This window comes from Lacinutrix neustonica (assembly GCF_026625145.1).
GTDB lineage: Bacteria > Bacteroidota > Bacteroidia > Flavobacteriales > Flavobacteriaceae > Lacinutrix > Lacinutrix neustonica.
The window spans coordinates 1,075,114-1,100,569 of sequence record NZ_CP113088.1; the positions used below are offsets into that span (position 1 = coordinate 1,075,114).

A 25,456-nucleotide genomic window follows, 5' to 3' on the forward strand; every position below is an offset into this window, starting at 1 on the left:
TAAAATCTATTAATCCTTTAAATAGCACTTTTAACCCAAAAAGATATTAAAGTAAAACAATGGAGATCAGCTCTTTATTAAGGTCCATTTTTTTAAAGCAGGACATGTATTCTCTAAAGCTTTTTCAAATACTTTAGAAGAATTAAAACTTGGGGTTTCAATAATTATTTCTTCAACTTCTGAATCAAAAGGACTCGTTTTAAAAATCCATGGACTTAGAATTAAAACACCATCATCATGCTTACTAATAAAATACTGCTTCTTGTTTATAGAGGTATTAATTTCTAAAAGACGTCCCGCATTCGGGGTTTCATCTTTACATAAGATTAAAGACAAGCGATCACAGAACCGCATAAACTCATAATAATCTCTACCTAAGGCATCCTCTATACCGTAAAGCTTTAACGTGTTGCGGCGTATTTTTTCTTCATTTAAAAAAAAGTGTCGATCTTTTTACTCTTGATGCGTAAGTTTGAATAAAGAAATTCTAAATGGTAAGACAGCAGTAACTTCACCCAACTCGATTTATTCTTAGCCGATTTTATTGCACGTGCCATGCGTTCAAGAATTTCATTAGTCGAAGTCGGGTTCTCTGTAAAATCTAGAGGCATGCCTAACTATGATAGGTATTTCTTTTCGGTAAAGTCAAGCTACCTATCATCGTGTTCCGTAATTGCTATTAACGTTTCAAACCAGGGCGCAGGCCGAAGTTCACTAACAATCTCATTGGCGATTTCACTAACTATTACCCCTTGAGTGGCATGATAAATAATGTGGAATCCTTTTATAGACTTTGTTACAATCATGAGAGTGACACAGGACGGTCTGTACGATTGACATTTTGTTTACATAGTAAGTGACCCCTGTGAAGGGGCCTCTACTACTGCTGTTAATAATGTTCTCGCAGACCTATTGGTAACGCCTTTTCTAGTAAGGTTTATAGTTATACGGGTAATTTAGCGGCAAGGTCCATTCTTTCCCAATACCGGTGTTTAGCAATGGCATCAATAAAAGCCTTAGGTGTATCATTAATAAAGACAGCTTGATCATCTTTGTATTCCCACACAAAGGTTTCCTTCAGTAAATCTTCACCTTCATGGTCCACGGCTATCGCTTTACAATGTTTAAAAGCTTCATTAATAAACACCCTATATTTAGGGTCTTCTTTTAGCTTTTTAATTGATTTTTTACCACCGGGAATATAAAGAGCATCAAACAACACACTCTCGGTGGTCATGATTGCAGCATCTACCCTGTGCTTCATCCCTTCATCACACAAAATATGACCCCCATGTGGTGCAATTATTTTTAATATGGCGCCTCCCTTTTCTAGAGGTCCTTTCATTTTTTTTAAATCTTGTATTGAAAATCCATCGGCAACCAATACTGCAATTTGTCTCGTAGCTATGCTCTCAAATTTAGTGTGAGCCTGACTTAAAGTTGAATCACTTTCCGGATAATTTTTCTGCTTCGGCGGTTGTTGTTTTTTAATATCAGCATCGGCCCCAATAGCTTGATTTATTGGCTGACTTATATTTTTAGGAATATCGAGTCCCAAACCATGGGCTACTTTTTTTGCTAAATCTTGATTAATTTGAGAAATAAGCCACAACATGCGTTCTTTAATAGGTTCTTGGTTACATTTCCCCAATTCAAACGCATAAGCGTCGGCAACATGTTGTTTTTCCCATTTTTCTAAACTGCGATAAAACATAGCGGGTTGCGAAAAATGATCGTTAAAACTCTCGCTTCGCGATCTAATTTTTTTGGCATCAATACGTTCTTCGTAGGATGTAAATGCCCCTTCAGCCATTTTTGCTAAATGCGGACACCCACCACTCAAGGAATTAGGAAAATAGGCCGTTTGCCCTTTAGGAATATCCATTTGCATGTGCCCATCGCGTTGGTTGTTGTGCGGCTCTCCAACAGGACGATTAATAGGAATTTGATGAAAATTAGGACTACCCAATCGGGATAGCTGAGTGTCTCTGTACGAGAATAAACGCCCTTGCAACAAAGGGTCGTTTGTAAAATCGATTCCTGGAACGATGTGTCCCGGCAAAAAGGCAACTTGTTCTGTTTCTGCAAAAAAGTTCTCGGGGTTTTTATTGAGTGTCATTTTACCAATAATCTGAACTGGCACCATCGCTTCGGGAATTAACTTCGTAGGATCAAGCAAATCAAATTCAAATTTATGCTCGTCTTCTTCAGGTACTACTTGAATGCCTAGTTCCCATTCAGGATATTGGCCTGCCTCGATAGCATCCCATAAATCACGTCTGTGAAAATCAGAATCAGCGCCATTAATTTTTACTGCTTCCTCCCATGTTACCGAATGCACACCCAATTTTGGTTTCCAATGAAATTTCACAAAGTGTGATTCGCCTTGGTCATTAATCAACCTAAACGTATGTATTCCAAACCCTTCCATCATACGCAAACTTCGAGGAATCGCACGATCGCTCATCACCCGGATATGGTTGTGAAGCGTTTCTGTGGTATGGGATACAAAATCATAAAACGTGTCATGAGCAGAGGCCGCTTGTGGAATTTCTTTGTTGGGTTCCGGTTTCACGGCGTGAATTAAATCCGGAAATTTCATAGCATCCTGAATAAAGAATATAGGCATGTTGTTTCCCACTAAATCCCAAGTCCCTTCTGCCGTATAAAATTTTACTGCAAACCCGCGTACGTCTCTTGCCAAATCAGGTGAACCCTTAGATCCCGCTACCGTAGAAAATCTTGCAAAGACAGGTGTAATACGTTGCGTATCTGTAAAAATACCTGCTTTACTGTATTGGTCTATGCTTTCGTAAAGTTCAAAATAGCCGTGTGCGGCACTGCCACGGGCATGAACAATACGTTCCGGAATACGTTCATGATCAAAATGTGTGATTTTCTCCCGAAGTAAGAAATCTTCTAATAACGTAGAACCTCTTTCTCCTGATTTTAAAGAGTTATTGGTGTCATTGACTTTTAAATTTTGATTGGTTGTTAACACTTTATTCTTAGCATCCTTCTCAAACTGTTTTAAATCTTTGATTTTTTGATTTTCGGTATTCGTTTTTTTAGCCATTGCCTACAGAATTAAGAATTTGATTTATGCATAAAAAGTAAAATCTAAGTTCCTATTATTTTTTGAACCTGAATGACACAAAAAAATATTTTAATTGCTGAAAAAAATCAATACTCCCATGATTTTTACTAGTAAAGTGAAAGTATCATAAGTAGCCTTACGATCTCTTTGTTAATTATCTTCACCTAATTTTTGGCAGTATTATTCCTCTATTTTATTATACATTTTTGAGAGGGTCTCGGGTGCTATTTCTTCATGATCGTGTATCGCGGCCGACAGCCATGAATGGACCATTATTTCACTAGTAGTATTGCACGCTTGTAACCCATAGGAATAGGGTCTGAGACCAAAAGTGTGGGTGAAAGAAAGATCATGAATTCTAGGCTCTACCTCGCCTTTTTTGTTTATTACGCGATAAGCGCCATCGACGTCAATACCCCCAAGATGTAAAAGCATGCCTTTATGTGTGGAAAGCAGATCTTTATCGTTCAACACCGATTTCCATTTGGACATATTCCCTCTTGATTCAAATGGAGCACAGGCCTTCCTCACATGACCTAAAGTCACCAGTGACTTAAAAGGGTAATCTTCCATTTGAATGTTATCCTTTCCGAGCAGTCAATAAACATGTTATACGTTTTATAGACAGGGTCCTCCTCACTTTTTGCAATTTCAACTTGGGTCTGCCCTTTATTTTCTTGAGTCTGAGTTACAGTCACCCGTCCTGGTATTAGATTAATAATATTCGCATGATATAGTGCTAATAGAATTTGAGCAGAACTTATAGGTAATGCCGCTATCACATTCATTAAGAAGGGTAAAACTTCTTTTTTTAAGAAGAGATGATCTTCAGCAGACATCATTTCTGCATGAAAATTTAAACAAAACATCAAATCATCTAAGGTTTCCATCCAATGTATAGGCTTCTTATTGTCAATAGAATCCTTAGCATGCACCAGTTCTTTTTGCATGCCCTTAAAAGAATCAATATATTCATGATTCTCAGCCATTTTATCGATAAACTGCTTAAACGTAATGTTTGGGTTGGACAACCATTTTTTTAATTTAGGGCTATTGTCTTTCTCAAAGGCACTTATTAATGCTGGACGACAGATAACATTAAAAAAAGTCTCTATTTTTACAAATCCGTTCGGGTTGCGAAGGCCCAGCATTTGTTCACGATTCGTATAGCGATAAATTTCACGAAAAGGTTCTTCTTGCTCATACTGTAAATGAGGCAGCCAACCTTCTGCAGCATGTAAGGTTAATTTAAAGCCCTTGGCGTTTTCATGAAGTTGAAAGCGTAGTGCGTCCCCCTCGATTTTAAAAACACCATGCCGATGCGCTAAAGACGTCACCACATCAAAAGCACTTAAAGAAGCCCCTAAAATGCCAATCTCAAAATTATAGAATTGCGATTGACGAGGTAGAATTTTTTTAATAGGCCACGGGGTTCCATAATAACCGTAACTGGTTGGTCTGTATTAAGGAAGTTATGCCCCGTCGCAATGACTATTTTAGAGCATTTATAATCACCATTGTTAGCGACAACTTTCCCCGTATTACTTTTAATTTCAAGAAGAATATCGGTAACAGTACAATTCACCAATGCGTTAACACGAAACCCTTCAGCCTTAAGTTTCTTAATGATCACGTCGAACTGTGCATGAAAATAGTGGCCTAATGCCAGCCTACTATACACTTGTGAATCTTCAATAGGAAATGTAGTCACATTCCATTTTTTTAGCGACTCCTGATCTTGTTCCCGAAGCCATGAAGCAAGGGACTGTGGTAACTTTGGTATTTCTTCTGATGAGATATTAGATAAATTATAAATATCAGTCGTTTCTGGATTATAAGGCATCCCAAAGCCCATTTGCTTTCCTTTTTCAAAAATGGTAATGCTATTAAACGTTTTAATGAGTCGACTGCTATTATCCAAAATATGTTTCAAACAATAAATAGCGGTGGCCCCAGATCCTATTATTGCCAAATCGCGTGTATCCATATTAACCATTATTAAAAGTCTATACCTCAAGTCTCCCCCTTGGCAGATGATAAGCTGTCTTTTATATCTACAACAACTCTAATGTTTAAAACTGCAACAGTAAAATTCTTTAAAAAAAATGAGTTATTATGCCACACTCGCATTTATTTAGGTCTTTAAAAAATAGTATCAAGCACCTAATGAAGAGGTGAATAATAAGTTGTAATGCCAGGAAATACAGAGGTGTACAGATAAAACAAACTTGTATTTCATTCTAAGAACAGTCCATCACAGCTATTAAAATGAGTACAGGAATGTCTAAGCATAATGGTGCAGGGAATGGCTTTGATAGAGTTGCACGTAGGTCTCAAAAACAATTCGAATAAGAATCCTGCCGTTAAAAAAAGTTAGAGTAGTAACCTGTTCCTTTCGAGGGGCCACTAGTATCAATAAAAAAAGCTGCTTACTTGTTGGTAAACAGCCTTTTTCATTTTATAAAAATACCTCTTTATTCTAATGCTTTTATGAGGGCTTCTAAAGACACTTTAGACTGCTCACCAGATGCCATATGTTTTAAGGTATAGACCGAATTTTCCATTTCCTCATCCCCTACCAACACCACGAATGGAATGTTACGCTTATTCGCATAATTCATTTGCTTTTTCATGTGCTTGCCATTGGTGATGCGATCTGGGTATAATTCGGCATGAATTCCAGCTTCACGCAACACTTTTACAGCCTTTAAACTGAATAAAGCCTCTTTGTCCCCAAAATTGATGAATAGCACCTCTGTACTCTTAGTTATGGTTTCGAAACAACCCTAATTCTTCAAGAACCAAATAGATGCGATCTAAACCAAAACTAATGCCCACGCCACTCACATTTGGCAATCCAAAAATACCGGTTAAGTCGTCGTATCTTCCACCGCCCCCAATGGATCCCATAGCCACACCTTCCGGTGCAGAAACTTCAAAAATAGCGCCTGTGTAGTAGTTAAGTCCGCGTGCTAAAGTAACATCTAACTGTAATTTTGCCGATGTTAAGCCCAGGGCTTGAATTGCTTTATTTATAAAATCTAGTTCTTCAATTCCTTTTTTTCCTTCTTCGGAAGTGCTTAAAATGGCGTTTAAACTTTCTATTTGAGACTCAAAATTGCCTGATAACGAAAACAATGGTTGCAGTTGGTCTATGCCATTTTGCGGAATTCCTTTACCCAACATTTCCTCTTTAACTTTCTCCTCGCCTATTTTATCTAGTTTATCTAAAGCGACCGTGAAGTCTATTAATTTATCACTGGCGCCAATCACTTCTGCAATACCCGATAATATTTTTCGATTATTGATTTTAATCGTGGTGCCTTTTAATCCTAAAGCTGAAAAGACGTTATCATACAATTGCACAAACTCTACTTCCTGCCATAACGAGTCACTACCTACCACATCGGCATCACATTGATAGAATTCTCTAAAACGCCCTTTTTGCGGCCGGTCTGCCCGCCAAACGGGTTGCATTTGGTAACGCTTGAATGGGAACTCGATGTCGTTTTGATGTTGTACTACATAACGTGCAAAAGGCACGGTAAGATCGTAACGTAAGGCTTTTTCTGAGATTTGAGGCGTGATTTTTAGTGTGTTTTTATCTAAATAACTCTTGGTTTCCACTTTCGACAAATAATCACCACTATTCAAAATTTTAAAAATCAACCGGTCCCCTTCTTCACCATATTTCCCCATTAAGGTTTCGGAATTTTCAAAACTTGGGGTTTCTATAGGTTGAAAACCAAAGGTTTCAAACTGCGCTTTTATGGTACTAAAAATATAATTACGTTTTGCAACTTGCTCCGGATTAAAATCTCTAGTGCCTTTGGGTATGCTTGGTTTTTGTGCCATGTGTATTCCTTTTAAAAAAGGGCTCTTTTTAATGATTCTTATTTTGTTTCACTTCGACAAAGCGTGTCTTGAGCCTAGCCGAAAGACTCTGTGGGACAAAAATATATAATAATACACCGCATTGCGAGCTTTTCATTAGAAAAAATTAGCCTGTACTAAGCGCAGTAGAAGTGTGGCAATCTCATGACCTGTTCCCAAATTAATAATTGAAATACTTTTTATGAGATTGCCGCGTCCTTCGTCCTCGCAATGACAGACTAATTATTAATTTATAAGCTTAAATAAATACGCGTACAATTCTCCTTTTGTAATATTGGCGCCTTGCTGTATTAAAGTGAATTTATCTAAATGTTTATCGGTGCTATAGTCTTTTTTAGCTTGTACAAATTCAACAGCATCATCCATGAGATTGCTACGTAACCAATTAAAACCTTCGGTTGTAGTCAAATCGATGTCTGTAGTCACTTTCACTCCTATTAAATGCATGTGATCTTCATTTAAAGCAAACAAATGCATGTCTTTTGGCGACAAGTGTTCTAAATACTTGGCTTGATTTAATACCCCTTCCCAAACCAAATCACTAAACACATCTAATTCTTGTTCTGCAACGTCTCGGTGTATTGGTTTTTATATCCTGCCACTCGTCTGCACTAATGGTTTGCGAGGCTAAAAAATTAATAAATTCTTGGTGGAGTTCTTCAAATTGTTCTTTTGTAAGTCTAGAGTACTTCATCGAAAAAAAATGTTTTCACTTCCTTTAAACGGAAGTCTATTTTTGTTTTGTAATATTTAATGCTTTTGCAACGGCAAAAGGTCTATCTGTAGCGAAAACATCTATACCTTTTTCTTGCCAAACCTTATACGTTATATCGCCTTTGGTCTCTGCCTGTTGGTCCAAATTTCCTAAAGTGCCCAAAATGGTTTTTATACCCTGGGACTGTACCTTATTATAAAATTCATTTGTTGATAAGCGGGTTCCTGTAAAGGCCAACATGTTTTCTGTTGGAATCTGTGATTGCATTAACCACTCCAGCTCCTCGTCATTTCTTGCGGAAACAGACAATAATAATTCGGCGCCAATGCGTATGCTTTTTTAGCCTGTTCCATATCGTATGTAATAATAATACAGTGGTCTTCAGCTTGTTCTTGACGAATAGCAGCAATAACCACCTGTACTTCCACACTGCGTTTAATATCTACCGTTAAAACAGCGTCATTCGCTATTGCCCATTTTAGAACGTCTGAAAACAAAGGAATTTTAAAAGACGTGACGTTCCCATAAGCATCTTTTAGATTGTAATTTTTTAATTGCTGGTAAGTAAACGCTGTTAATCTACCTGCTCCTGTTGTGGTACGCTCTAAACTATTATCATGGAGCAATACTAATTGATGGTCTTTGGTCTTTGCCACATCAATTTCATAAATAGCTGGAATACTATCATTAACATATTGTAAGGTTTCCAAACAGTTTTCCGGGTAGTTCTTAATGTTTTTTCCTCCCCGGTGTGCACTTATAATGGGCAGGACATCGGGTTGGTATTTAAAGGTATCAATTAACGCAGACCTTTTAATGGCTTGCGTGTTGGTTTCCGAAGACATTAAAGTCTTGGTAGACTCCTGCTTGCAAGACACCATACAAACAAGTAAAAGCAAAGAATATAAATACTTCATAAAATAGCGTTTTCTGCTCTAAAACTGTTGAGCGCGTAAAAAGTATGAATTAAAAAAACCGTCTAGAAAATATCTAAACGGTTTTAAACTATTATAAATTTAAAATTAAGCTTTAGCTACAACTTCAAATTCGATATCTGCAGATACTGCTCTGTGCAAACGCACTGTTGCAGTGTATTGACCTAAACGCTTGATGTTTCCACCAGTAATAGATACAAATTTTTTGTCTACTGTTTGACCTTCTTCTCGGAAAGCTTCTACTAAATCGGCTTTAGTAACAGATCCAAATAATTTATCTCCAGCTGAAGCGCCTTCGGTTGCTTTAGCAGCAATCTTAATGTCTAATTGTTTTAAAGCGTCCATTGTTTTGTTCGCTTCTTCAATTACTTTCTTGTCTTTATAAGCACGTTGCTTTAAGTTTTCAGCTAACACTTTCTTTGCAGAAGAGGTTGCTAACACAGCGTGACCTGTAGGAATTAAAAAGTTTCTACCATAACCGTTCTTAACCGTTACAACATCGTCTTTAAATCCTAAATTTTCAACGTCTTGTTTTAATATAAGTTCCATTGTTATGATAATTTTATTTTAATAAATCTGTTACGTATGGTAATAACGCTAGGTGACGCGCTCTTTTTACTGCTACAGATACTTTTCTTTGATACTTTAAAGAGGTTCCTGTTAAACGTCTTGGTAAAATTTTACCTTGCTCGTTAATGAAACCTATTAACCAGTCTCGGATTTTTGTAATCGACATACTTGATTCCGCATTTTTTGAAACGACAATACTTTTTAGCTTTGTTCGTGTCAATATTTAAAGGCGTTAAATATCTAATTTCACCTTCTTTCTTTCCTTTTGCTTGTTGCTCTATAGATGCCATAATTACGCTTTTTGTTTAAGTTTAACTCTTCTTCTTTCTGCCCACGAGATCGCGTGCTTATCTAAAGCTACAGTTAAGTAACGCATAAAACGCTCATCACGTCTAAACTCTACTTCTAAAGGATTGATGTGTTCACCATCTACGGTGTACTCAAACAAGTGGTAGAATCCACTTTTTTTGTTTTGAATGGGATACGCTAATTTCTTTAAGCCCCAATCTTCTTTGGATATCATCTTTGCTCCTCTGCTAGTAAGAAATTCTTCGTATTTCTGTACTGTTTCCTTTATCTGTGTTTCAGATAAAACGGGATTTAAGATGAAAACAGTTTCATAATGATTCATAAAAATCTATTTATTGTGTTAAAAATGAGTGCAAAAATAATTCTTTTTATTTACTCTCACAAATAGTTATCTATTAAATTCACTTCAATTATTAACCGCTCTTTACTTACTTAACGAAATGTTAAAATTTACATTTTAGCGATGTTTTTTGGTTTTCATCCGAATTTTTTGTAACATTGTCGATAAATAAACCCAAATATGCTAACGTTATGACTCTAAATTGCGTAGTAGTTGATGATTCTGCAATACAGCGACTTTCTATTGTAAAGTTGATTGAGAACAATAACTCTTTAAATTTAATTGCTGAATATAGCAGTGCTTTAGAAACAAAGAACGGCTTGAACACACATAAGGTAGACCTTATCTTCTTAGATATTGAGATGCCTGTACTTAATGGTTTTGAACTATTAGATGTACTAAATAATAAACCTCAAATTATTTTTGTTACTGGCAAAACAGAATATGCGTTTAAAGCGTTTAACTATGATGCGACAGATTACTTACAAAAACCAATTACTCGAGACCGGTTTAATCAAGCAGTAGAGAAAGCTCTAGAACAACACAAGCTAAAACTTGACTTTAATGAAACTGAAGGGGAACATATTTTTGTAAAAAGCAACCTGAAGAAACGTAAAGTTTATGTTAAAGATATTAAATGGATTGAAGCGCTTGGTGACTACGTTAAATTAGTAACAGAAGACACCTCTTTAGTAGTTTTATCTACAATGAAAGCTTTTGAAAGCGAATTGCCGAAGGTAAGTTTTTAAGAATACATAAGTCTTACATCGTGAATTTAGATAAAGTAGATCGTTTTAACAGTAAAAATGTTGAAGTTGGCGCGTATGAAATTCCTTTAAGTAGAAATAAGAAAACATTATTAGTAGATGCTTTAAATAATATATAAGCCGAAACTAGTTTACAATATAACCTACATACACCTCTCCCTTTAAATCCTGCTTTAATTAGCGGGATTTTTTTTTGGCAAACGTTGTTATTACAAGGCCATCGCGTCAAACAATTTAGGCCAATCTTTGCTAATAGAGTGCAACACACTTTATACTCAAAAGGCCCAAAACACTAATAATTATCTACATTAATAATCACCCGGACGGCTCTAAAATCTTTTACAGCCTCAAAACTACTATTTATTTTAGCGATGGCTTCTTTGGTTTTTCCTAAGGATTGAGTTTGCGGTATTTTTATTAACACATTTTTATGATATTGATTGCGAATTCTTGAAATGGGCGGAAATTCCGCCCCAAAATATTAGCTTTAAATACCTGTCGCAAAGACTTGGCAAACCAATCGCTAGCCAACTCTACTCTATTATAATCTTTATGTTTGAACGTTATTTTAATCAAGCGGTAAAAGGGCGGATATTTAAAATTATAACGTTCTTGCAATTGCTCTTCAAACATCCCTTTATAGTCATTTGTAGAGACTTGCTGTACAATTTTATGATAGGGATTATAGGTTTGAATGAGCACTTTACCACGTTTCTCGGTTCTTCCCGCACGCCCTGACACCTGTAACATAAGCTGAAAACTGCGTTCGTGTGCTCTAAAATCCGGAAAATTAAGCATATTATCGGCATTCATGATTCCAACCAGCTTTACGTTTCTAAAATCTAAACCTTTAGTTAGCATTTGTGTACCCACCAAAATATCAATTTCCTGCTGCTCTAAAGCGGTGATGATTTTTTCATAACCATATTTACCTCGCGTCGTATCTAAATCCATACGCGCCACCTTATGCTCTGGAAACAATACTTTTGCTTCAGCTTCAATTTGCTCGGTACCAAAACCTTTAGAATCTAAACCTGGCGTACCACAAGCCATACATTTTTGAAGCATCGCAATAGTATAGCCACAATAATGACATCGTAGTTGGCTACGGTATTGGTGGTAGGTTAAACTCACATCACAATTAGGGCATTGTGGCGAATGACCACAAGTATTGCACTCTACTATTGGGGAATACCCACGGCGGTTTTGAAATAAAATAACTTGGTGCCCGTCTTGTAAAGCGTCATTAATTTCACTAACCAATCGGTCCGTAAAATGCCCTTTCATTAGCTTTTTTTCTGCTTTTCTACTAAGTCTACCAATTCAATTTCCGGCAGTTGCACATTGTTGTAACGCTTGTTTATTTCAACAAACCCATATTTATCCTCCTTAGCATTGTAGTACGATTCCAAGCTTGGTGTAGCACTTCCTAACAGTGTTTTTGCATTGTGTAAATGGGCCAACACGATTGCCGTATCTCGTGCATGATAGCGTGGTGCAGGATCAAATTGTTTAAAAGACTGCTCATGCTCTTCATCTACGATTATTAATCCTAAGTCCTGAAATGGTAAAAATATTGAGGAACGTGCCCCTAATACGATTCTCGCTTTAGCCGAATCATGAAGCACCTGATTATAAACCTCAACGCGCTCATGCGCCGAGTATTTGCTATGAAACACCGCCACTTGCTCTCCAAAATAGTTTTGCAGCCTCGTCACCAACTGTGTTGTTAATGCTATTTCCGGAAGCAAATACAACACTTGGCGCCCTTCAGAAAGCACCTCTTCTATTAACTTGACATAAACTTCTGTTTTTCCGGAAGATGTAATACCATGTAATAAGGTGACATTTTGTGTTTTAAACGTGTCTTTTATTTGCTGAAGCGCTTCAATTTGATGGTCATTCAATTTTTTGGACGCTTCATTCTCTGCGCCATCATATTGTACCCGATCAGTTTGAATGTGATATTCTTCTAGAATGTCTTTATCTATCAACGTCTTAACTATGGCAGAAGAACTTCCGCTTTGCTCAATAAGTTCTTTAACTTTTACAGGTTTTTTTGTTTTAGCAGAAATACTAAATAAAGTCATTACGACTTGTCGTTGCTTTTCAGCTCTGCTTAATGCTTTTAATAATTGCTGCAACCCCTGTTCTGAGGCATAGGCTTCTTGCAGTTTTACATAGCGTACATATTTTGGCTTATACTTTTCGTAAATCTCCTCTTGCAGTAGTATGACTTCTTTTTCAATCAATCGCTTAATTACAGGAAGTACATTTTTTTTATCCGGAATATTCGAAACATCCTGAATTTTAAGCGACGATTGATGTTGTAACGCCTCAAACACTAAAAACTCATCGTCTTTTAAATCCGCCTCATCAACAGTCATGTTAAGGTTTCGACTAATGAGTGTTTCGCTTTCTAAAATAAAAGCATTTGGTAAAGCGGCTCGCATAGCTTCACCTACAGTACACATATAATACTTGGCAATCCAATACCGTAGTTCCAGTTGTGTTTTGGTAACTATGGGAGCGTCATCTAAGATCTGATGAATCTCCTTAGCGTCGTATACCAAAGGCGCTTCATTATGAATTTTCCCAACCAATCCTGTATAAATTTTTGTTTTCCCGAAAGGGACAGACACCCGCATGCCAACTTTCAAAAATTTAGACTCCGCTTCGGTAATACTATAAGTGAATAGTTTTTCTAGTGGAATGGGTAATATGACGTCTATAAAATGATTCACTTTTAATTTTTAGAAGATTAAATCGTTTAATAATTTTCTCAGTTCGATGTTCCCAGTAGCAGTCCTTCGTTTTATATATTGTAATTCCCGTACTTGGTTGCAATAAAACGACATGGGTTACTTATACAACATACTATTTATTCTACAACCCGCTTCCAATACTGAGTTTGATAAAAGAAAGCAATATAGCCCCGCACTTGTAAAACATTTGAATCATCTTCTTCCAGGGCTAAACGCAGTCTGTAGACTTTTCCGTCTTCGGGGTTCACTACGGTACCGTGTCGATAATAGTCCCCATCTTTTTGCATGTTTTTAATGATGTCCGAGACCTAAAATAGGTTTGTTGTAGTCTTCACCTTCACAATTGATACAGGGTAAATCGCGTTTAGAAGCATCGAAAATTTCAATAATTTTTCCAAAAACTTCACCATCCCGCTTATAGATCTTAACTACTGATTTTACCTCACCGGTTTTGTCATCTATAGTTTTCCATTTCCCTAAGACCTCTTGAGAAAATCCACTAATTGAAAATAATAGAAGTGTTATTATAATTAATCTATTCACCATTTTTATGTTCTCTTTTTAAACGCATTAAAGCCATATTTAACTCAAAGCCCAGTAATAAAATATTTGCATTTAACCACAAATAAAACAGGAGAATCAATAAAGCTCCTATGGAACCATAGAGTTCATTATAACTTGAAAAATACTTAATATAAATACCAAATAAATATGAGGTAAGGATGATCAATAATGTTGTAAACACCGCCCCTATTGAAAAAAACCTTGCGTACCTACCTTCTTTTGTTCCCAAATAGTACAATGTCGCTGTTGCTAAAAATGTGACGATTACAAAGAAACTATATTGTGCTACATTGGCCCAAAAATGTGTTTCACGATGTGTATCGATTCCAAAAGTCTCTAAAAAATCTAGTGTACCACCAACGACATAAATTTGAAAATACCCTAATACAGCTACGGTAATAATGAGTAGTAAAGACAGAATTAATGCGACACCCATTGCAAAAAAATACTGTTTGAATACGTTACGCGTCAATTGCTCATGGTACGAACTTTCGAAACCTAAAAACAATGCGTAAACCCCATTAGTCATTAAAAAAATAGCCAAAAATAATACGGTAGACAAAAGGCCACTATTGGTATTTTTACCCTGTAAGGCTCTAAAGATATTATCTGAAAAGAAATCGGAAGTTGTTGGGGGTAATACTGATTTTAAAAATGTTAGAAAATCTTGTTCAAAGCCATCGATTGGAATGTTTGGTATGACAATAATAATAAACAATAAAAACGGGAACAAAGCGGTAAAAAAACTATAGGCAATGGCACTCCCTCTGGTTGTTAGCGCCCCTTTAGCTAATCCTATAACATACAGCTCCATCAAATCGTAGAGTGACAGTCCTTCTAAACCTGGTAATTTTACTTTACTAAATAGCTTAATAAAAATATTAAGCACAGGAATTTTAAGGAGCTTATCTCTAAGTTGAATTTCAACGATTTTCTCTTCTAAAACAATATTTTCTTCTAAAATTTCTGACATACCAATTACTAATCGACTGCTTTTAAGCTTAAATCTAAATTGTGAACAGAATGTGTTAAAGCACCCGAAGAAATATAGTCAACACCACACAAGGCATAGTCTCTTATGGTTTGTTCGTTGATACCTCCGAGCTTTCGGTTAAGCATTGGTTTCCAATAAGCGCCACTGCTTTTCGTGTGTCTTCGTAATTAAAATTATCTATTAAAATACGATACACACCCTCACTCTTTAGGATTTCCTTGATTTCATTTAAATCTCGAGCTTCTACAATTATTTTTAAATCGCGATTGGTCTCCTTTAAGTACTGTTTGGTTTTCTCTATGGCTTTGGTAATGCCGCCAGCAAAATCAATGTGATTGTCCTTAAGCATTATCATATCATACAAGGCAAAACGGTGGTTCTCTCCGCCTCCAATTTTCACTGCCCATTTTTCTAGAGCACGAATACCAGGCGTTGTTTTTCGGGTATCTAAAATTTTCGCACCCGTACCCTCTAATAAATCGACAAATTGTTTAGTTTTTGTTGCAATAGCACTCATACGCTGCATGGCATTAAGCACGAGGCGTTCGGCTTTTAAAATAGATTGAGACGCCCCTGTAACATAAAAAACAATGTCTCCATAATTTACTTTGCTTCCATCTTCAATTAACACCTCCATTTTCATTTCTCGGATCGACATAGGCAAACACTTGTTTAGCAAAGGCAACGCCGGCAATGATGCCCTCATCTTTTACCAAAAGTTTGGCTTTCCCTTGAGCAGAAGCAGGGATACAAGACAGGGAGCTGTGATCTCCATCACCAACATCTTCTCTTATAGCATTGGCTATTATTAATTCTATTTCTTTATCGAATTGGGCTTTGCTTATCATTGAAAATTACTTTACTGCTAAAATAATGATTGAAAATCAAAATATTCAAATTTTCAAATTCCAAATTCCAAAAAGTTTTACCTTTGGTACCATGACAATCAAACTTATTGCCATTGGCAAAACCGATAACAAACAGTTACAAGCGCTAATAGACGAGTATACAAAACGTTTAGGGTTTTATATCAAGTTTCAATTGGAAATTATTCCGAGACATTAAAAATGCTAAAAACTTAAGCGAAACGCAACAAAAGCAAAAGGAAGGTGAGCTCATTTTAGCCAAACGCTCCAATACCGACGTTTTAATACTATTGGATGAAAACGGAAAACAACACGATTCTGTTGGCTTTTCCAACTACTTGCAAAAGCATATGAATTACGGAGTAAAACAATTGGTTTTTGTTATTGGTGGCCCCTATGGCTTCTCACAAGAAGTCTACGAAAAAGCCCATGGTAAAATTTCTTTGTCTAAAATGACGTTCTCCCACCAAATGGTGCGTTTATTTATTATTGAACAACTCTATCGTGGCTTTACCATTTTGAGGAATGAACCTTATCATCATAGGTGAGTTATTGACATGAAAGGTTGATTTTTAGAACCTTATCAAATTTAGAATACCTTACCAATTTTTGTTCCCAAAGCTGTATTTCATCATGATGTTTGAATTTATGAAATTGATAACTAATAATTCCATTTGAATGTATTCCACTTTTATTCCACTGCTCCAATTCAAAAAAACTAGTGAAGTTAGGCGCTATTAAATTGCTGTTTTTTTCAATAACTATGAAATCATTAAGTTTAAGATTCCTATTCTTTCTAAACTTTCTCTTATTAACCACAGCATACTTAACAGAAGGGTTATTATTAATTAAGGTGTCTTTTATTTTATGGTAGTCGAAATGAAAATTGTATTGATTCCTTCTAGTTTTAGATGCATAAAGATCTCTTATCACCTTTTCATAACCGCAATTAAAATCTAAAGTATCAGTCTTAAGCAAATCACTCTTAAGCATTGCCCCATTAGCTTTGAGCTTATAAAAATCATCAAAATAGACCTGTAATGAATCCTGTCTATACTCATATAATGTAAGACTATAAGTATTGTTCTTAGAATTAATAAGCTTAAAATATTTACATGAATCTTCAGCACATTCACCTTCCGTACTTGAGTACTCTAAAAAATAATCAAACTTATATAATTTTTCGTTTATAGGCTCTTGACTAAAACCTGAAAAAGAAAAAAGAAAAAAGAAAAACTAAAACCCCAAGTATTTTTTTCATTAAAATTATTTTTATGCTGAACAAAAATATAGTAATTACAAAACTTAAGCGTTCATTCTCAATATAATTTCTATTTCAAAATTACCGGAGTACAACTAAAATAATCCATTACTCTCAATAAATAATTTTTCCAAGGACTTCCGCATGCATCCTTCAACCTCTTTACCGTGATTTTACTCCTTTAAGCAATGAGCCTACATTCTTACAAATTTAATCAACGCTTACTTCTATCTGTCTAAATGGAAAAACATCTTTATTCATTAGATTATTAGTGAAATACATATTGTTAAGTATGCCTCCATCACAAGGTCTAGTTACCACAAATAAATCATACATAAACTCAACACTTACTATTCCTTGAAGCGTTGCCAAGAACTTGTATGAGTAAAAAGGTATCACTCTATCATTATCTACTTTAATTATTACCAAAAAATCAAGATGTCTTATATACTCATTAATATCATGTAGAGGCGAATAGGATTTCAAGTCGTAATAATCTTCTACACTTTTTAACACACTAATCTCGTTTATAATATTGCCAACTGAGCTACGGTATTCTTTGAAAAACAAAACATATCAAAAGCCTTCTTCTATAATAGTAGTTTTATTTTGGACTGGCTTACATTGGAACTACTCAGGGTATATGGAATTATTAGTTACTTTATTTTACGTATTCCGAAACTTCCTTTTTTTGGAAAGCTATTATAGCTAGACTGATGCACTTGCAAAAGCATATGAATTCGGAGTAAAACAATTGGTTTTTTTTATAGGTGGCCCTTATGGCTTCTCACAAGAAGTCTACGACCAAGCTAAAGGCAAAATTTCCCTTTCAAAAATGACGTTCTCCCACCAAATGGTCCGTTTATTTTTCATTGAACAACTCTATCGCGGCTTTACCATTTTGAGGAATGAACCTTATCATCACAGTGAAAAACTAATCGATAGTTACCTCTAATTGACTAAAGAGAAAAATATATTTAGTCATTAATTCATTTGTATAGTCCTCATTATTAAGTGCACCTCCATGTCCATTTCCGTTTAAAAAAAACAAATGATACATAGACGCATCACTTCCTTTTTCCTGAAGGGTAGCTAAGAATTTATAGGAATGAAAAGGAGGGACTCTATCGTCATCTGTACCAGTAATTAGCAAAAGATTAGGATATTTCACATCCTCATTAATATGATGTAAAGGTGAATATGATTTTAAATTATAAAAGTCTTCTTCATTTTGTGGCACACCGAACTCGTTTACATTGGTCTTTACTGAGCCTACTGTATACTTTGAAAACCGAAGCATATCTAAAGCCCCTGCTTCAATAATTGCAGCTTTAAACAATTCGGCCTCACGGGTAAAAGCAGCTCCGACTAACATTCCACCATGTGAAGCTCCATTTATGGCTAACTTTTCTTTATTAGTATATTTTTGATTAGTAAGATATTCTGCGGCAGCTATAAAATCGTCAATCGCCGTTTGTTTATTTAATCTTCTACCAGCCTGACTCCAGGCATTCCCTTTTGCCCCTCCTCCTCTAATGTTGGGAACGGCCATAATTCCACCATGCAACAACCACAAGGTCTGAGACTCATTAAACCTAGGGGTTACTGTTATTCCATAACCTCCATACCCATACAATAATGTCGGATTATTACCATCCAACTTCGTATCTTTTAAACAGGTGATGTACATTGGAATTTCAGTGCCGTCCTTAGACTTATAATTTACATATCTCGTTTCTAAAGTTTCAACTTTATAAGGTACAGACAGTGTTTGAATAGGTTTGAAAGTTAAATCTAACAGAGACATTTGATACCAAATATCTGGATGATAAAATGAAGACACACAAAAATCAGTATTTATCGCATTATCTTCACTCTCAGAAAAATAGTTTAGTTTTTTACCTTCCGGAAAATCTATTTTCCGCAATAGCTCACCATCTAAATCAAATATCAAAGCAACATTCTTTCCTTTATCACTATATATACAAGCTATTTTTTCTTTTCCTAACTTGTTTACATCTTGCAAAAGAATGTCATATTCGGGTATTAACTCAGAAACATCATTTAATTTAGTAATATCGGCTCTTAATACACGTCTATTTGGAGCTTCCCAATTGGTAATCAATATAACCCGATCACCAAATGTTTCTTCAATATCCACATGAATATTTTCAGAGTTTGGATACAGCAAAAAGTTGGATAAATAAAAAGATTCTGAATTTACATTGGCCACAGATAATGCTTTATATATTTTCCCTTTCACCGTATAAAAATGCTTAAAAAACAATTTATCATTTAATTTAAAATAGCTAAAGCGATTAGTTCCTGTCTCATCTGGATTACTGTACAATAATTTATCATCACCCTGGATATCCTCCAATTTATGATGATAAAATTTTTGCCCTGTAGCTTTATCTAATAGTTCTCTCCCATTTTTTGGTGCATCGTATGCATCATAGAAAACATCCTTACCATCCCATATTAAATTACTTGTAACTCTAATATTTCTTAAATTGTTTTCAAATTGCTTTCCTGTGATAAGATCATAGAAATAAACTTCTCTCCAATCACTACCATTATGAGACAGCTCGACAGCAATTAAATCATGATCTTCATTCAAATAAGTATTACTAATAATTACATTATCTTCTATGTCCAACCTGTAATCCTTAATATAGACCAACCTTTTATAGTTTTTCATACCTCTTACCCTATATACTAAATCAGAAGCACGATTTGAATTTGAAGATTTATATTTAAATTCGTATTTGGTTTTTAAACTATCTGCTCTTTCATTGTACAACTCAGATTTTTCCGTTCTAACTCCACTGTACATGGTTGCAATCGGCTTCTAAGTTTCCAACTTTTTACATATTTTTTTTTCTGTCTCCTTGTCAGTTTTTCTTGTTTATCTAACCAGTCAAGCAGCCTTGGGTCTTCAGGGTTTTCCATCCATTGATAAGGGTCTTTTATCGTTTCTCCAAAATAAGTGTCCTCGATAGAATCTTTTGGAGCTATAGGATATTCCTGTTTTTTTTGGGCAGAAGTAACAGAAATGAATCCTAAAATAAGTACTCCACTGATTAAACGCGTCATGATATTCTTTTTAAATTTGAATGGCGAAAATAATCCTATTTTTGATTTAAAACCGATAAATGCTGCAGGTTTTGCTAACATTCTATATTAATGAATAGCAACCACAAACCCAATGGGTTTTATATTGATTAGAATCTTTAACACGAGCGTGTTTTTTCTTAAATGTGCAACATTACTAAAATAGAAGTCCGGTTTTAGTAATAAATGGCTTCATCAATGTCATTCGTAAAACAGGCCATCCAACGGATAAAGTCAACACAATATGATCATAGCACTATGGATTTAATATTTCATTCTCAATGGCGTCCACCAAATCTCGAGGTGCATGACCCCGCTGATTGGATAGCACAGCAATGACTAAATCATCATCTCTATACACCCTTAAATGAGAAAGCGCCCCTATGTTACTGCCGCCATGCTCTGCCACCCTGCGACCATTTCGCGTTCTTATATCCCAGGCGATGCCATTGGTGGTATTCACATTCACAGGGTTCCATAACCGATTATCTCGTGTTGCTGCATTAATAATTTCGCCCGTTAAGTGCTTATATCCAAAACGCACCAGATCTACGGCATTACACTCTATACCTCCCCCTAACACCTTCCAGCTATTATTAGCGTGAACCGCTAAAAGTCCAGTGTCAAAATAAGGTGTTGCCCGTTCATAATCAGCCTCTAAAAAAGCATTCTTAAACATAACCTTCATACTACTCAAACCGTACTGGTCTGCAATTTCTTCTTCTACCAATTGTGAGATTGGTCGATTGGTAACCGATTCTAACACCGCTCCAATAAAGGTAAAGGCATGGGTTGAATAATTCCTTGAGCTTCCCATGGTGCAATTAGCGAGCGTAGGCGCATTCCATAGTTGCTGTGTTGCTGCTAAAGCAGTATTAAAATGAACGCCTATAGGCTCGGGCCCTGTGGAGTAATGCCACATACAACCCGTATGTGAAAATAATTGTTCAACGGTATGGGTGTGGCTATTCTCTCGGAATCGCTAAAAAATTAGTGGTGGGTTGCGTTAAGTCTAAGGACACCGCCGTCCCATCTTTCAATTGTCCTTCGGCTTCTAGTTTGGCCGCTAAAGTACCTCCAATCACTTTTGAAATAGAAGCGATAAGGTATACCGATTTGCCATGAGCCTTTTTGTTGGCCAACTTATCTGCTTCACCAAAACCTCTTTGATACACAACATTCCCGCCTTGAAGCACGGCAACTGAAACACCTGCTATAGCATTATCGACTTGATATTGGTTGACTATTGCATTAATAGCCTCTTGCTTACTGTAGCGTGATCTAATGGTGTTATTCTCGGTCCACACCCCAGCATAGCGCTTGCCACTTGGCGTACTATAGCTCTCGAAGTCAATTAAACGGTAGCCCATATCATTATATAACCGCCAATAATTGGCATATTCGGTTTCTGTTCTATCTGTGCGAACCGCTGTTTTATGATTATAGGTGTTTTTTTCCCGAGATAGCCGCATATTTTTGTGTATTACCAACAGTATATGATTCAAAATCTATGACTTTGTAGCCACGATTACCAAAATCATCAATTTTTTCTTGATATTCTGTGCGCGTCATGCCTCTATATTCGGCCCATTCTAAATTTGTAGGGTTCTCATACCATATCGCTGAAAACTTAAGATTTCCGAAATGTAATAAGCTTCTATATCTACCAAACGAAATCCCGCTGCTGATTTTTCTTCAAATAAATCACCAAATGCTGTTGATGATAAATCACGATGCGATGACCAACCGATACCTTCTTTATTTTCTTCCCAAATACCAGCATATCTCGGTATTGGAACCCTTTTGGTAACATTCTATATCTGTAGGCCGCCATCCCATGTTTTTATATTCTACCCATTTTTCATGATACCCCTCTGAGGTTAAGTCTCGCCACTCTGCCCAACCACGAGCATCAGTATTTTCTTCCCAAATCATGGCATACTTTGTTTCTAAACCGCTGGTATAGGCATCCACATCCTTAATAATCCATCCTTTGTCTTTATATTCTTGAAAATAAGCAGAAAACTGCTCACTCGTCAAATCACGTCGTGAACCCCATTGAAGTCCTGGTGGCGCAGTGGTTTCTTGAATGTCCTTTATAATTCCTTTTAAACTATTACAAGAAAAGACGCCACCTATAAATGCACATAAAAGAATCGTTTTTAATATCGAGAATCGTTTTATTTTAAACCTTTGTAAAGCTGTAATCGTGTTCATGATCTATTTTTTTTATGATAACAAAATTAATCTTAATTTAATGAGATAAATAAGGACTTCTCTCCCTATTAAATACGTGTTTTTCCCCTTTTAATTTTTTATCACAAATAAGGTATTAAAAACAGTAGTAACCTTTACTTTTGAATTACAATTAAAATTAAATCTTATGCAACTCGTTTTCGCCACAAATAATCAAAACAAATTAAAAGAAGTGCAAAGCTTAATTCCAAAGAGTATAAAGTTGCTGAGTTTAAAAGACATTGGTTGTTTTGAAGACGTTCCTGAAACACAAGATACTATTGAAGGTAATGCCGTTCAAAAAGCAGCATTTATTAAAGCTCATTACGGCTATGATTGCTTTGCAGACGATACGGGTTTAGAAGTCGAAACATTACATGGAGAGCCAGGTGTTTTTAGTGCGCGGTATGCCGGTGAGCAACGCGATGCGAATGACAATATGGATTTGCTACTTAAAAAACTAAACGATACCCATGATCGAAACGCACAGTTTAAAACAGTCATTGCTTTACACCTCAATGGAAAAACGGAAACCTTTACAGGCATTTGTAAAGGCGAGATCACCAAAGAAAAAATAGGAGACCATGGGTTTGGTTACGATCCTATTTTTAAACCTACTCCTTATAAGGAAACCTTTGCTGAAATGGATTTAAAATTAAAAAACAAAATTGGACATCGTGGAAAAGCAGTGACACAATTAGTCCAATATTTAAACAATCTATAACCATAAATAGGTAAAAGGAAAGGCAACAAGGAGATTGTGTTACTATTTATTGGCTCTTTAAGGATTCATCCTCTGATATCAATATGGAGAAGCCTCCTTTTTTCTACCCTAAAAGTCTAAAAAGTCATAGAAGATAGCGTGCTATATCGTTCAAATTATTAAAAATCAACAGATTAAAACCACTTCAAAATTAAAAAGAGTGTCACTTTCATGAGAATATCAAAATTAGTTGTACCTTTGCATCTTGAAAAACGCATATGCGTTATTTTACTCCTCAGAGAGAGGATGTGTTATTAGAAGTTTTAGGTTAAGTATGTTCAATGCGCTTCTAAATGTAACACCAAACATTTTACGACATTGAAATACATAACAAAGAATGAGCACATTCCAAGATTTAGGTCTTAATGAAGATCTATTAAAAGGTATTACAGATTTAGGTTTCGAAACACCATCTGAAGTACAAGAAAAAGCAATCCCAATTTTATTAAACGAAGACACAGATTTAGTGGCTTTAGCGCAAACTGGAACCGGTAAAACAGCCGCTTTTGGTTTCCCAATGTTACAAAAAATTGACATTGACAGTCGTACGACTCAAGGTCTTATTTTATCACCTACTCGTGAACTATGTTTACAAATTGCTAATGAAATGAAAGCTTACGGTAAATACTGTAAAGGCTTAAATGTAGTAGCAATATATGGTGGTTCTAGCATTACCGATCAAGCACGTGAGGTAAAACGTGGGGCACAAATTATTGTGGCAACTCCTGGTCGTATGAAAGATATGATTAGCCGCAGATTGGTTGATATTACAAAAATTCAATATTCGGTTTTAGATGAAGCCGATGAGATGTTGAACATGGGCTTCAAGGAAGATATTACAGAAATTCTTTCCGGTACTCCCGAAGATAAAAATACATGGTTATTTTCTGCAACGATGCCTAAAGAAGTGGCAACCATTGCAAGAAAATTCATGAAAAGTCCGCAAGAAATTACGGTTGGTCATAAAAACGAGAGTACAGATAATGTTTCTCACGAATACTATTTAGTGAATGCTCGTGATCGCTACCAAGCGTTAAAGCGTTTAGCAGATGCGAATCCGAGATATCTTTTCGGTGATTTTTTGTCGTACCAAACGCGATACACAAAAGGTTGCAGAAAACTTAATTGAAGATGGTTACAGTGCTGGAGCACTACACGGGGATTTGTCACAAAATCAACGTGATATCGTGATGAAGCAATTTAGAAGCCGCCAAATACAAATGTTGGTTGCTACAGATGTTGCTGCTCGTGGTATTGATGTAGACGATATAACACACGTGATAAACTATCAATTAAGTGATGAAATAGAAACGTATACACACCGTTACGCAGAACAGGTCGTGCGGGTAAAACCGGGGTCTCTATGGTTATTGTTTCTAAAAGTGAAGTGCGTCGTTTAAAGAGCATTGAACGTATTATTAACAAGAAATTTGAGCTAAAAGAAATACCAAACGGTATGGAGATTTGCGAAGTACAGTTACTCTCATTAGCCAATAAGATACATAATACAGAAATCAATCACGAAATTGATAAGTATTTAGAAGATATTAATACTTTGTTTGAAGACACTTCAAAAGATGAATTAATCAAGAAATTCTTCTCTGTAGAATTCACACGTTTCTTTAACTATTACCAAAAATCTAAAAACTTAAACGTTGCTGCCGGAGATTCGGTAGAGATAGCGGAAGAGATTCCGGTAGAGAATCTAGCGGAAGCGCTGCACGTTACTTTATCAACGTTGGTGAGAAAGATGGTTTCGACTGGATGAAATTAAAAGATTTCTTAAAAGAAGAATTGCAATTGGGTCGTGATGATGTCTTTAAAGTAGATTGTAAGGACACCTTCTCTTTCTTTAATACTGAAAAGGAACACCAAGAGAAAATACTGGCTTTCTTTACAGACTATAAACACAACGGACGTTTTGTTAATGTAGAAATCACAGAAGACAAACCAAGTCGTGGTGGTCGAGGTCGTGGTGCAAGCGGTGGCGGAAGACGTAGAGATGGTGGTGGAGATAGAAACCGTGGTGACAGAAGATCAGCTGGTGGCGATAGACGACCAAGCGGAAGACGCAGTGAAGGCTCTAGCGACAAACGCCGTGGTGGTGATGACAGTCCTAAACCAAGATCAAGAAGAAGTGATGGTGGTGACAGAGACAAATCTGAATTTAAAACCACACACGCAACACCTAGACGTTCTAGAAGATAAAACCACTTGATTTTAAATCATTTTGTTAATATTAAGTCAAAATGAGAACTATAAAAGTG

19 protein-coding genes and 11 pseudogenes are annotated in these 25,456 nt (G+C 36.0%); 5 read left to right on the forward strand and 25 right to left on the reverse strand.

Translation table 11 applies throughout. The features are described from left to right. Positions 1–66: 66 nt before the first annotated feature. The 12 genes and pseudogenes from N7U66_RS22465 to rpsF all read right to left on the reverse strand — a co-directional run bounded on the left by N7U66_RS22465 (position 67) and on the right by rpsF (position 9,842). Positions 67–806 (reverse strand): annotated as a pseudogene (locus N7U66_RS22465) (DUF3891 family protein). Between the two features lie 137 nt (positions 807–943). Beyond that, positions 944–3,076 carry a catalase gene (locus N7U66_RS05955; RefSeq protein ID WP_267677727.1) on the reverse strand — a complete coding sequence of 711 codons (2,133 nt, stop codon included), beginning with the start codon at positions 3,074–3,076 and terminating at the stop codon, positions 944–946. Positions 3,077–3,277: 201 nt separating this feature from the next. Then, positions 3,278–3,670 carry a hypothetical protein gene (locus N7U66_RS05960; RefSeq protein ID WP_267677728.1) on the reverse strand — a complete coding sequence of 131 codons (393 nt, stop codon included), beginning with the start codon at positions 3,668–3,670 and terminating at the stop codon, positions 3,278–3,280. After that, a complete protein-coding gene (locus N7U66_RS05965; RefSeq protein WP_267677729.1) occupies positions 3,640–4,437 on the reverse strand; it encodes a hypothetical protein in 798 nt (265 codons plus the stop codon). Before N7U66_RS05965 ends, N7U66_RS05960 begins: the two co-directional genes overlap by 31 nt. Positions 4,438–4,460: 23 nt before the next feature. Then, complete coding sequence (locus N7U66_RS05970) at positions 4,461–5,030, reverse strand: FAD/NAD(P)-binding protein (RefSeq protein WP_267677730.1); 570 nt, start codon at positions 5,028–5,030, stop codon at positions 4,461–4,463. A gap of 541 nt (positions 5,031–5,571) precedes the next feature. Then, positions 5,572–6,952, reverse strand: a pseudogene (gene hisS / locus N7U66_RS05975) (histidine--tRNA ligase). A gap of 264 nt (positions 6,953–7,216) precedes the next feature. Further along, positions 7,217–7,685: pseudogene (locus N7U66_RS05980) on the reverse strand (DUF6495 family protein). Positions 7,686–7,721: 36 nt separating this feature from the next. Next, the gene (locus tag N7U66_RS05985) at positions 7,722–7,973 is read right to left on the reverse strand and encodes a hypothetical protein (protein WP_267677731.1); all 252 of its coding nucleotides are present in this window, start codon (positions 7,971–7,973) and stop codon (positions 7,722–7,724) included. Then, a complete protein-coding gene (locus tag N7U66_RS05990; protein ID WP_267677732.1) occupies positions 7,973–8,623 on the reverse strand; it encodes a glycerophosphodiester phosphodiesterase family protein in 651 nt (216 codons plus the stop codon). Before N7U66_RS05990 ends, N7U66_RS05985 begins: the two co-directional genes overlap by 1 nt. 105 nt (positions 8,624–8,728) lie before the next feature. Next, the gene (rplI, locus tag N7U66_RS05995) at positions 8,729–9,190 is read right to left on the reverse strand and encodes a 50S ribosomal protein L9 (RefSeq protein WP_267677733.1); all 462 of its coding nucleotides are present in this window, start codon (positions 9,188–9,190) and stop codon (positions 8,729–8,731) included. A 13-nt stretch (positions 9,191–9,203) separates the two neighbouring features. After that, positions 9,204–9,504, reverse strand: a pseudogene (gene rpsR, locus N7U66_RS06000) (30S ribosomal protein S18). Continuing rightward, the gene (gene rpsF, locus N7U66_RS06005; protein WP_267677734.1) at positions 9,504–9,842 is read right to left on the reverse strand and encodes a 30S ribosomal protein S6; all 339 of its coding nucleotides are present in this window, start codon (positions 9,840–9,842) and stop codon (positions 9,504–9,506) included. Before rpsF ends, rpsR begins: the two are co-directional and overlap by 1 nt. A 209-nt stretch (positions 9,843–10,051) precedes the next feature. On the opposite strand from rpsF, the pseudogene N7U66_RS06010 reads away from it, so the two are divergent. After that, positions 10,052–10,746 (forward strand): annotated as a pseudogene (locus N7U66_RS06010) (LytR/AlgR family response regulator transcription factor). Between the two features lie 173 nt (positions 10,747–10,919). Here the strand turns inward: N7U66_RS06010 and priA are convergent. The 5 genes and pseudogenes from priA to nadC form a co-directional block, all read right to left on the reverse strand. After that, positions 10,920–13,371, reverse strand: a pseudogene (gene priA / locus N7U66_RS06015) (replication restart helicase PriA). Positions 13,372–13,508: 137 nt separating this feature from the next. After that, positions 13,509–13,679, reverse strand: a complete 171-nt coding sequence (locus N7U66_RS21425; protein ID WP_313791422.1) for a DUF2147 domain-containing protein — start codon at positions 13,677–13,679, stop codon at positions 13,509–13,511. A 4-nt stretch (positions 13,680–13,683) separates the two neighbouring features. Next, positions 13,684–13,938 (reverse strand): DUF2147 domain-containing protein, encoded by a 255-nt coding sequence (locus N7U66_RS21430; protein WP_313791423.1) that lies wholly within the window; start codon positions 13,936–13,938, stop codon positions 13,684–13,686. Continuing rightward, on the reverse strand, positions 13,928–14,929 hold the full coding sequence (locus tag N7U66_RS06025; protein WP_267677735.1) for a YihY/virulence factor BrkB family protein: 1,002 nt from the start codon (positions 14,927–14,929) through the stop codon (positions 13,928–13,930). Before N7U66_RS06025 ends, N7U66_RS21430 begins: the two co-directional genes overlap by 11 nt. Positions 14,930–14,937: 8 nt before the next feature. After that, positions 14,938–15,798: pseudogene (nadC, locus tag N7U66_RS06030) on the reverse strand (carboxylating nicotinate-nucleotide diphosphorylase). Between the two features lie 91 nt (positions 15,799–15,889). On the opposite strand from nadC, the pseudogene rlmH reads away from it, so the two are divergent. Further along, positions 15,890–16,364: pseudogene (gene rlmH, locus N7U66_RS06035) on the forward strand (23S rRNA (pseudouridine(1915)-N(3))-methyltransferase RlmH). A gap of 1 nt (position 16,365) precedes the next feature. Here rlmH and N7U66_RS06040 read toward each other — a convergent pair. Continuing rightward, positions 16,366–16,809, reverse strand: a complete 444-nt coding sequence (locus N7U66_RS06040; protein ID WP_267677736.1) for a hypothetical protein — start codon at positions 16,807–16,809, stop codon at positions 16,366–16,368. A 1,010-nt stretch (positions 16,810–17,819) separates the two neighbouring features. Between N7U66_RS06040 and N7U66_RS06045 the strand changes: the two are divergent. Continuing rightward, a pseudogene (locus N7U66_RS06045) lies at positions 17,820–18,032 on the forward strand (23S rRNA (pseudouridine(1915)-N(3))-methyltransferase RlmH); the annotation flags it as partial. Here the strand turns inward: N7U66_RS06045 and N7U66_RS06050 are convergent. From N7U66_RS06050 to N7U66_RS06075, 7 genes and pseudogenes are all read right to left on the reverse strand, one after another. After that, positions 18,012–19,913, reverse strand: a complete 1,902-nt coding sequence (locus N7U66_RS06050) for a prolyl oligopeptidase family serine peptidase (protein ID WP_267677737.1) — start codon at positions 19,911–19,913, stop codon at positions 18,012–18,014. The pseudogene N7U66_RS06045 and the gene N7U66_RS06050 sit on opposite strands and share 21 nt — an antisense overlap. Then, positions 19,853–20,254 (reverse strand): hypothetical protein, encoded by a 402-nt coding sequence (locus N7U66_RS06055; RefSeq protein ID WP_267677738.1) that lies wholly within the window; start codon positions 20,252–20,254, stop codon positions 19,853–19,855. The genes N7U66_RS06050 and N7U66_RS06055 overlap by 61 nt, the downstream gene beginning before the upstream one ends. Positions 20,255–20,447: 193 nt before the next feature. Next, positions 20,448–21,140, reverse strand: a pseudogene (locus N7U66_RS06060) (serine hydrolase domain-containing protein); the annotation flags it as partial. A 16-nt stretch (positions 21,141–21,156) separates the two neighbouring features. Then, entirely contained in the window at positions 21,157–21,663 is a 507-nt protein-coding gene (locus N7U66_RS06065) for a serine hydrolase (RefSeq protein WP_267677739.1), read from the reverse strand. Further along, positions 21,632–21,763 carry a hypothetical protein gene (locus N7U66_RS06070; protein WP_267677740.1) on the reverse strand — a complete coding sequence of 44 codons (132 nt, stop codon included), beginning with the start codon at positions 21,761–21,763 and terminating at the stop codon, positions 21,632–21,634. Before N7U66_RS06070 ends, N7U66_RS06065 begins: the two co-directional genes overlap by 32 nt. Before the next feature lie 20 nt (positions 21,764–21,783). Then, positions 21,784–21,984 carry a hypothetical protein gene (locus tag N7U66_RS22470; protein WP_390886643.1) on the reverse strand — a complete coding sequence of 67 codons (201 nt, stop codon included), beginning with the start codon at positions 21,982–21,984 and terminating at the stop codon, positions 21,784–21,786. Then, positions 21,950–22,408: a hypothetical protein gene (locus tag N7U66_RS06075; RefSeq protein ID WP_267677741.1), complete on the reverse strand. Its 459-nt coding sequence runs from the start codon at positions 22,406–22,408 to the stop codon at positions 21,950–21,952. Before N7U66_RS06075 ends, N7U66_RS22470 begins: the two co-directional genes overlap by 35 nt. Before the next feature lie 166 nt (positions 22,409–22,574). Between N7U66_RS06075 and N7U66_RS06080 the strand changes: the two genes are divergently transcribed. Together N7U66_RS06080 and N7U66_RS06085 are read left to right on the forward strand one after the other, a co-directional pair. Beyond that, positions 22,575–23,150, forward strand: a complete 576-nt coding sequence (locus tag N7U66_RS06080; protein ID WP_267677742.1) for a non-canonical purine NTP diphosphatase — start codon at positions 22,575–22,577, stop codon at positions 23,148–23,150. A gap of 376 nt (positions 23,151–23,526) precedes the next feature. After that, positions 23,527–25,397 (forward strand): annotated as a pseudogene (locus N7U66_RS06085) (DEAD/DEAH box helicase). Positions 25,398–25,456 lie beyond the last annotated feature (59 nt).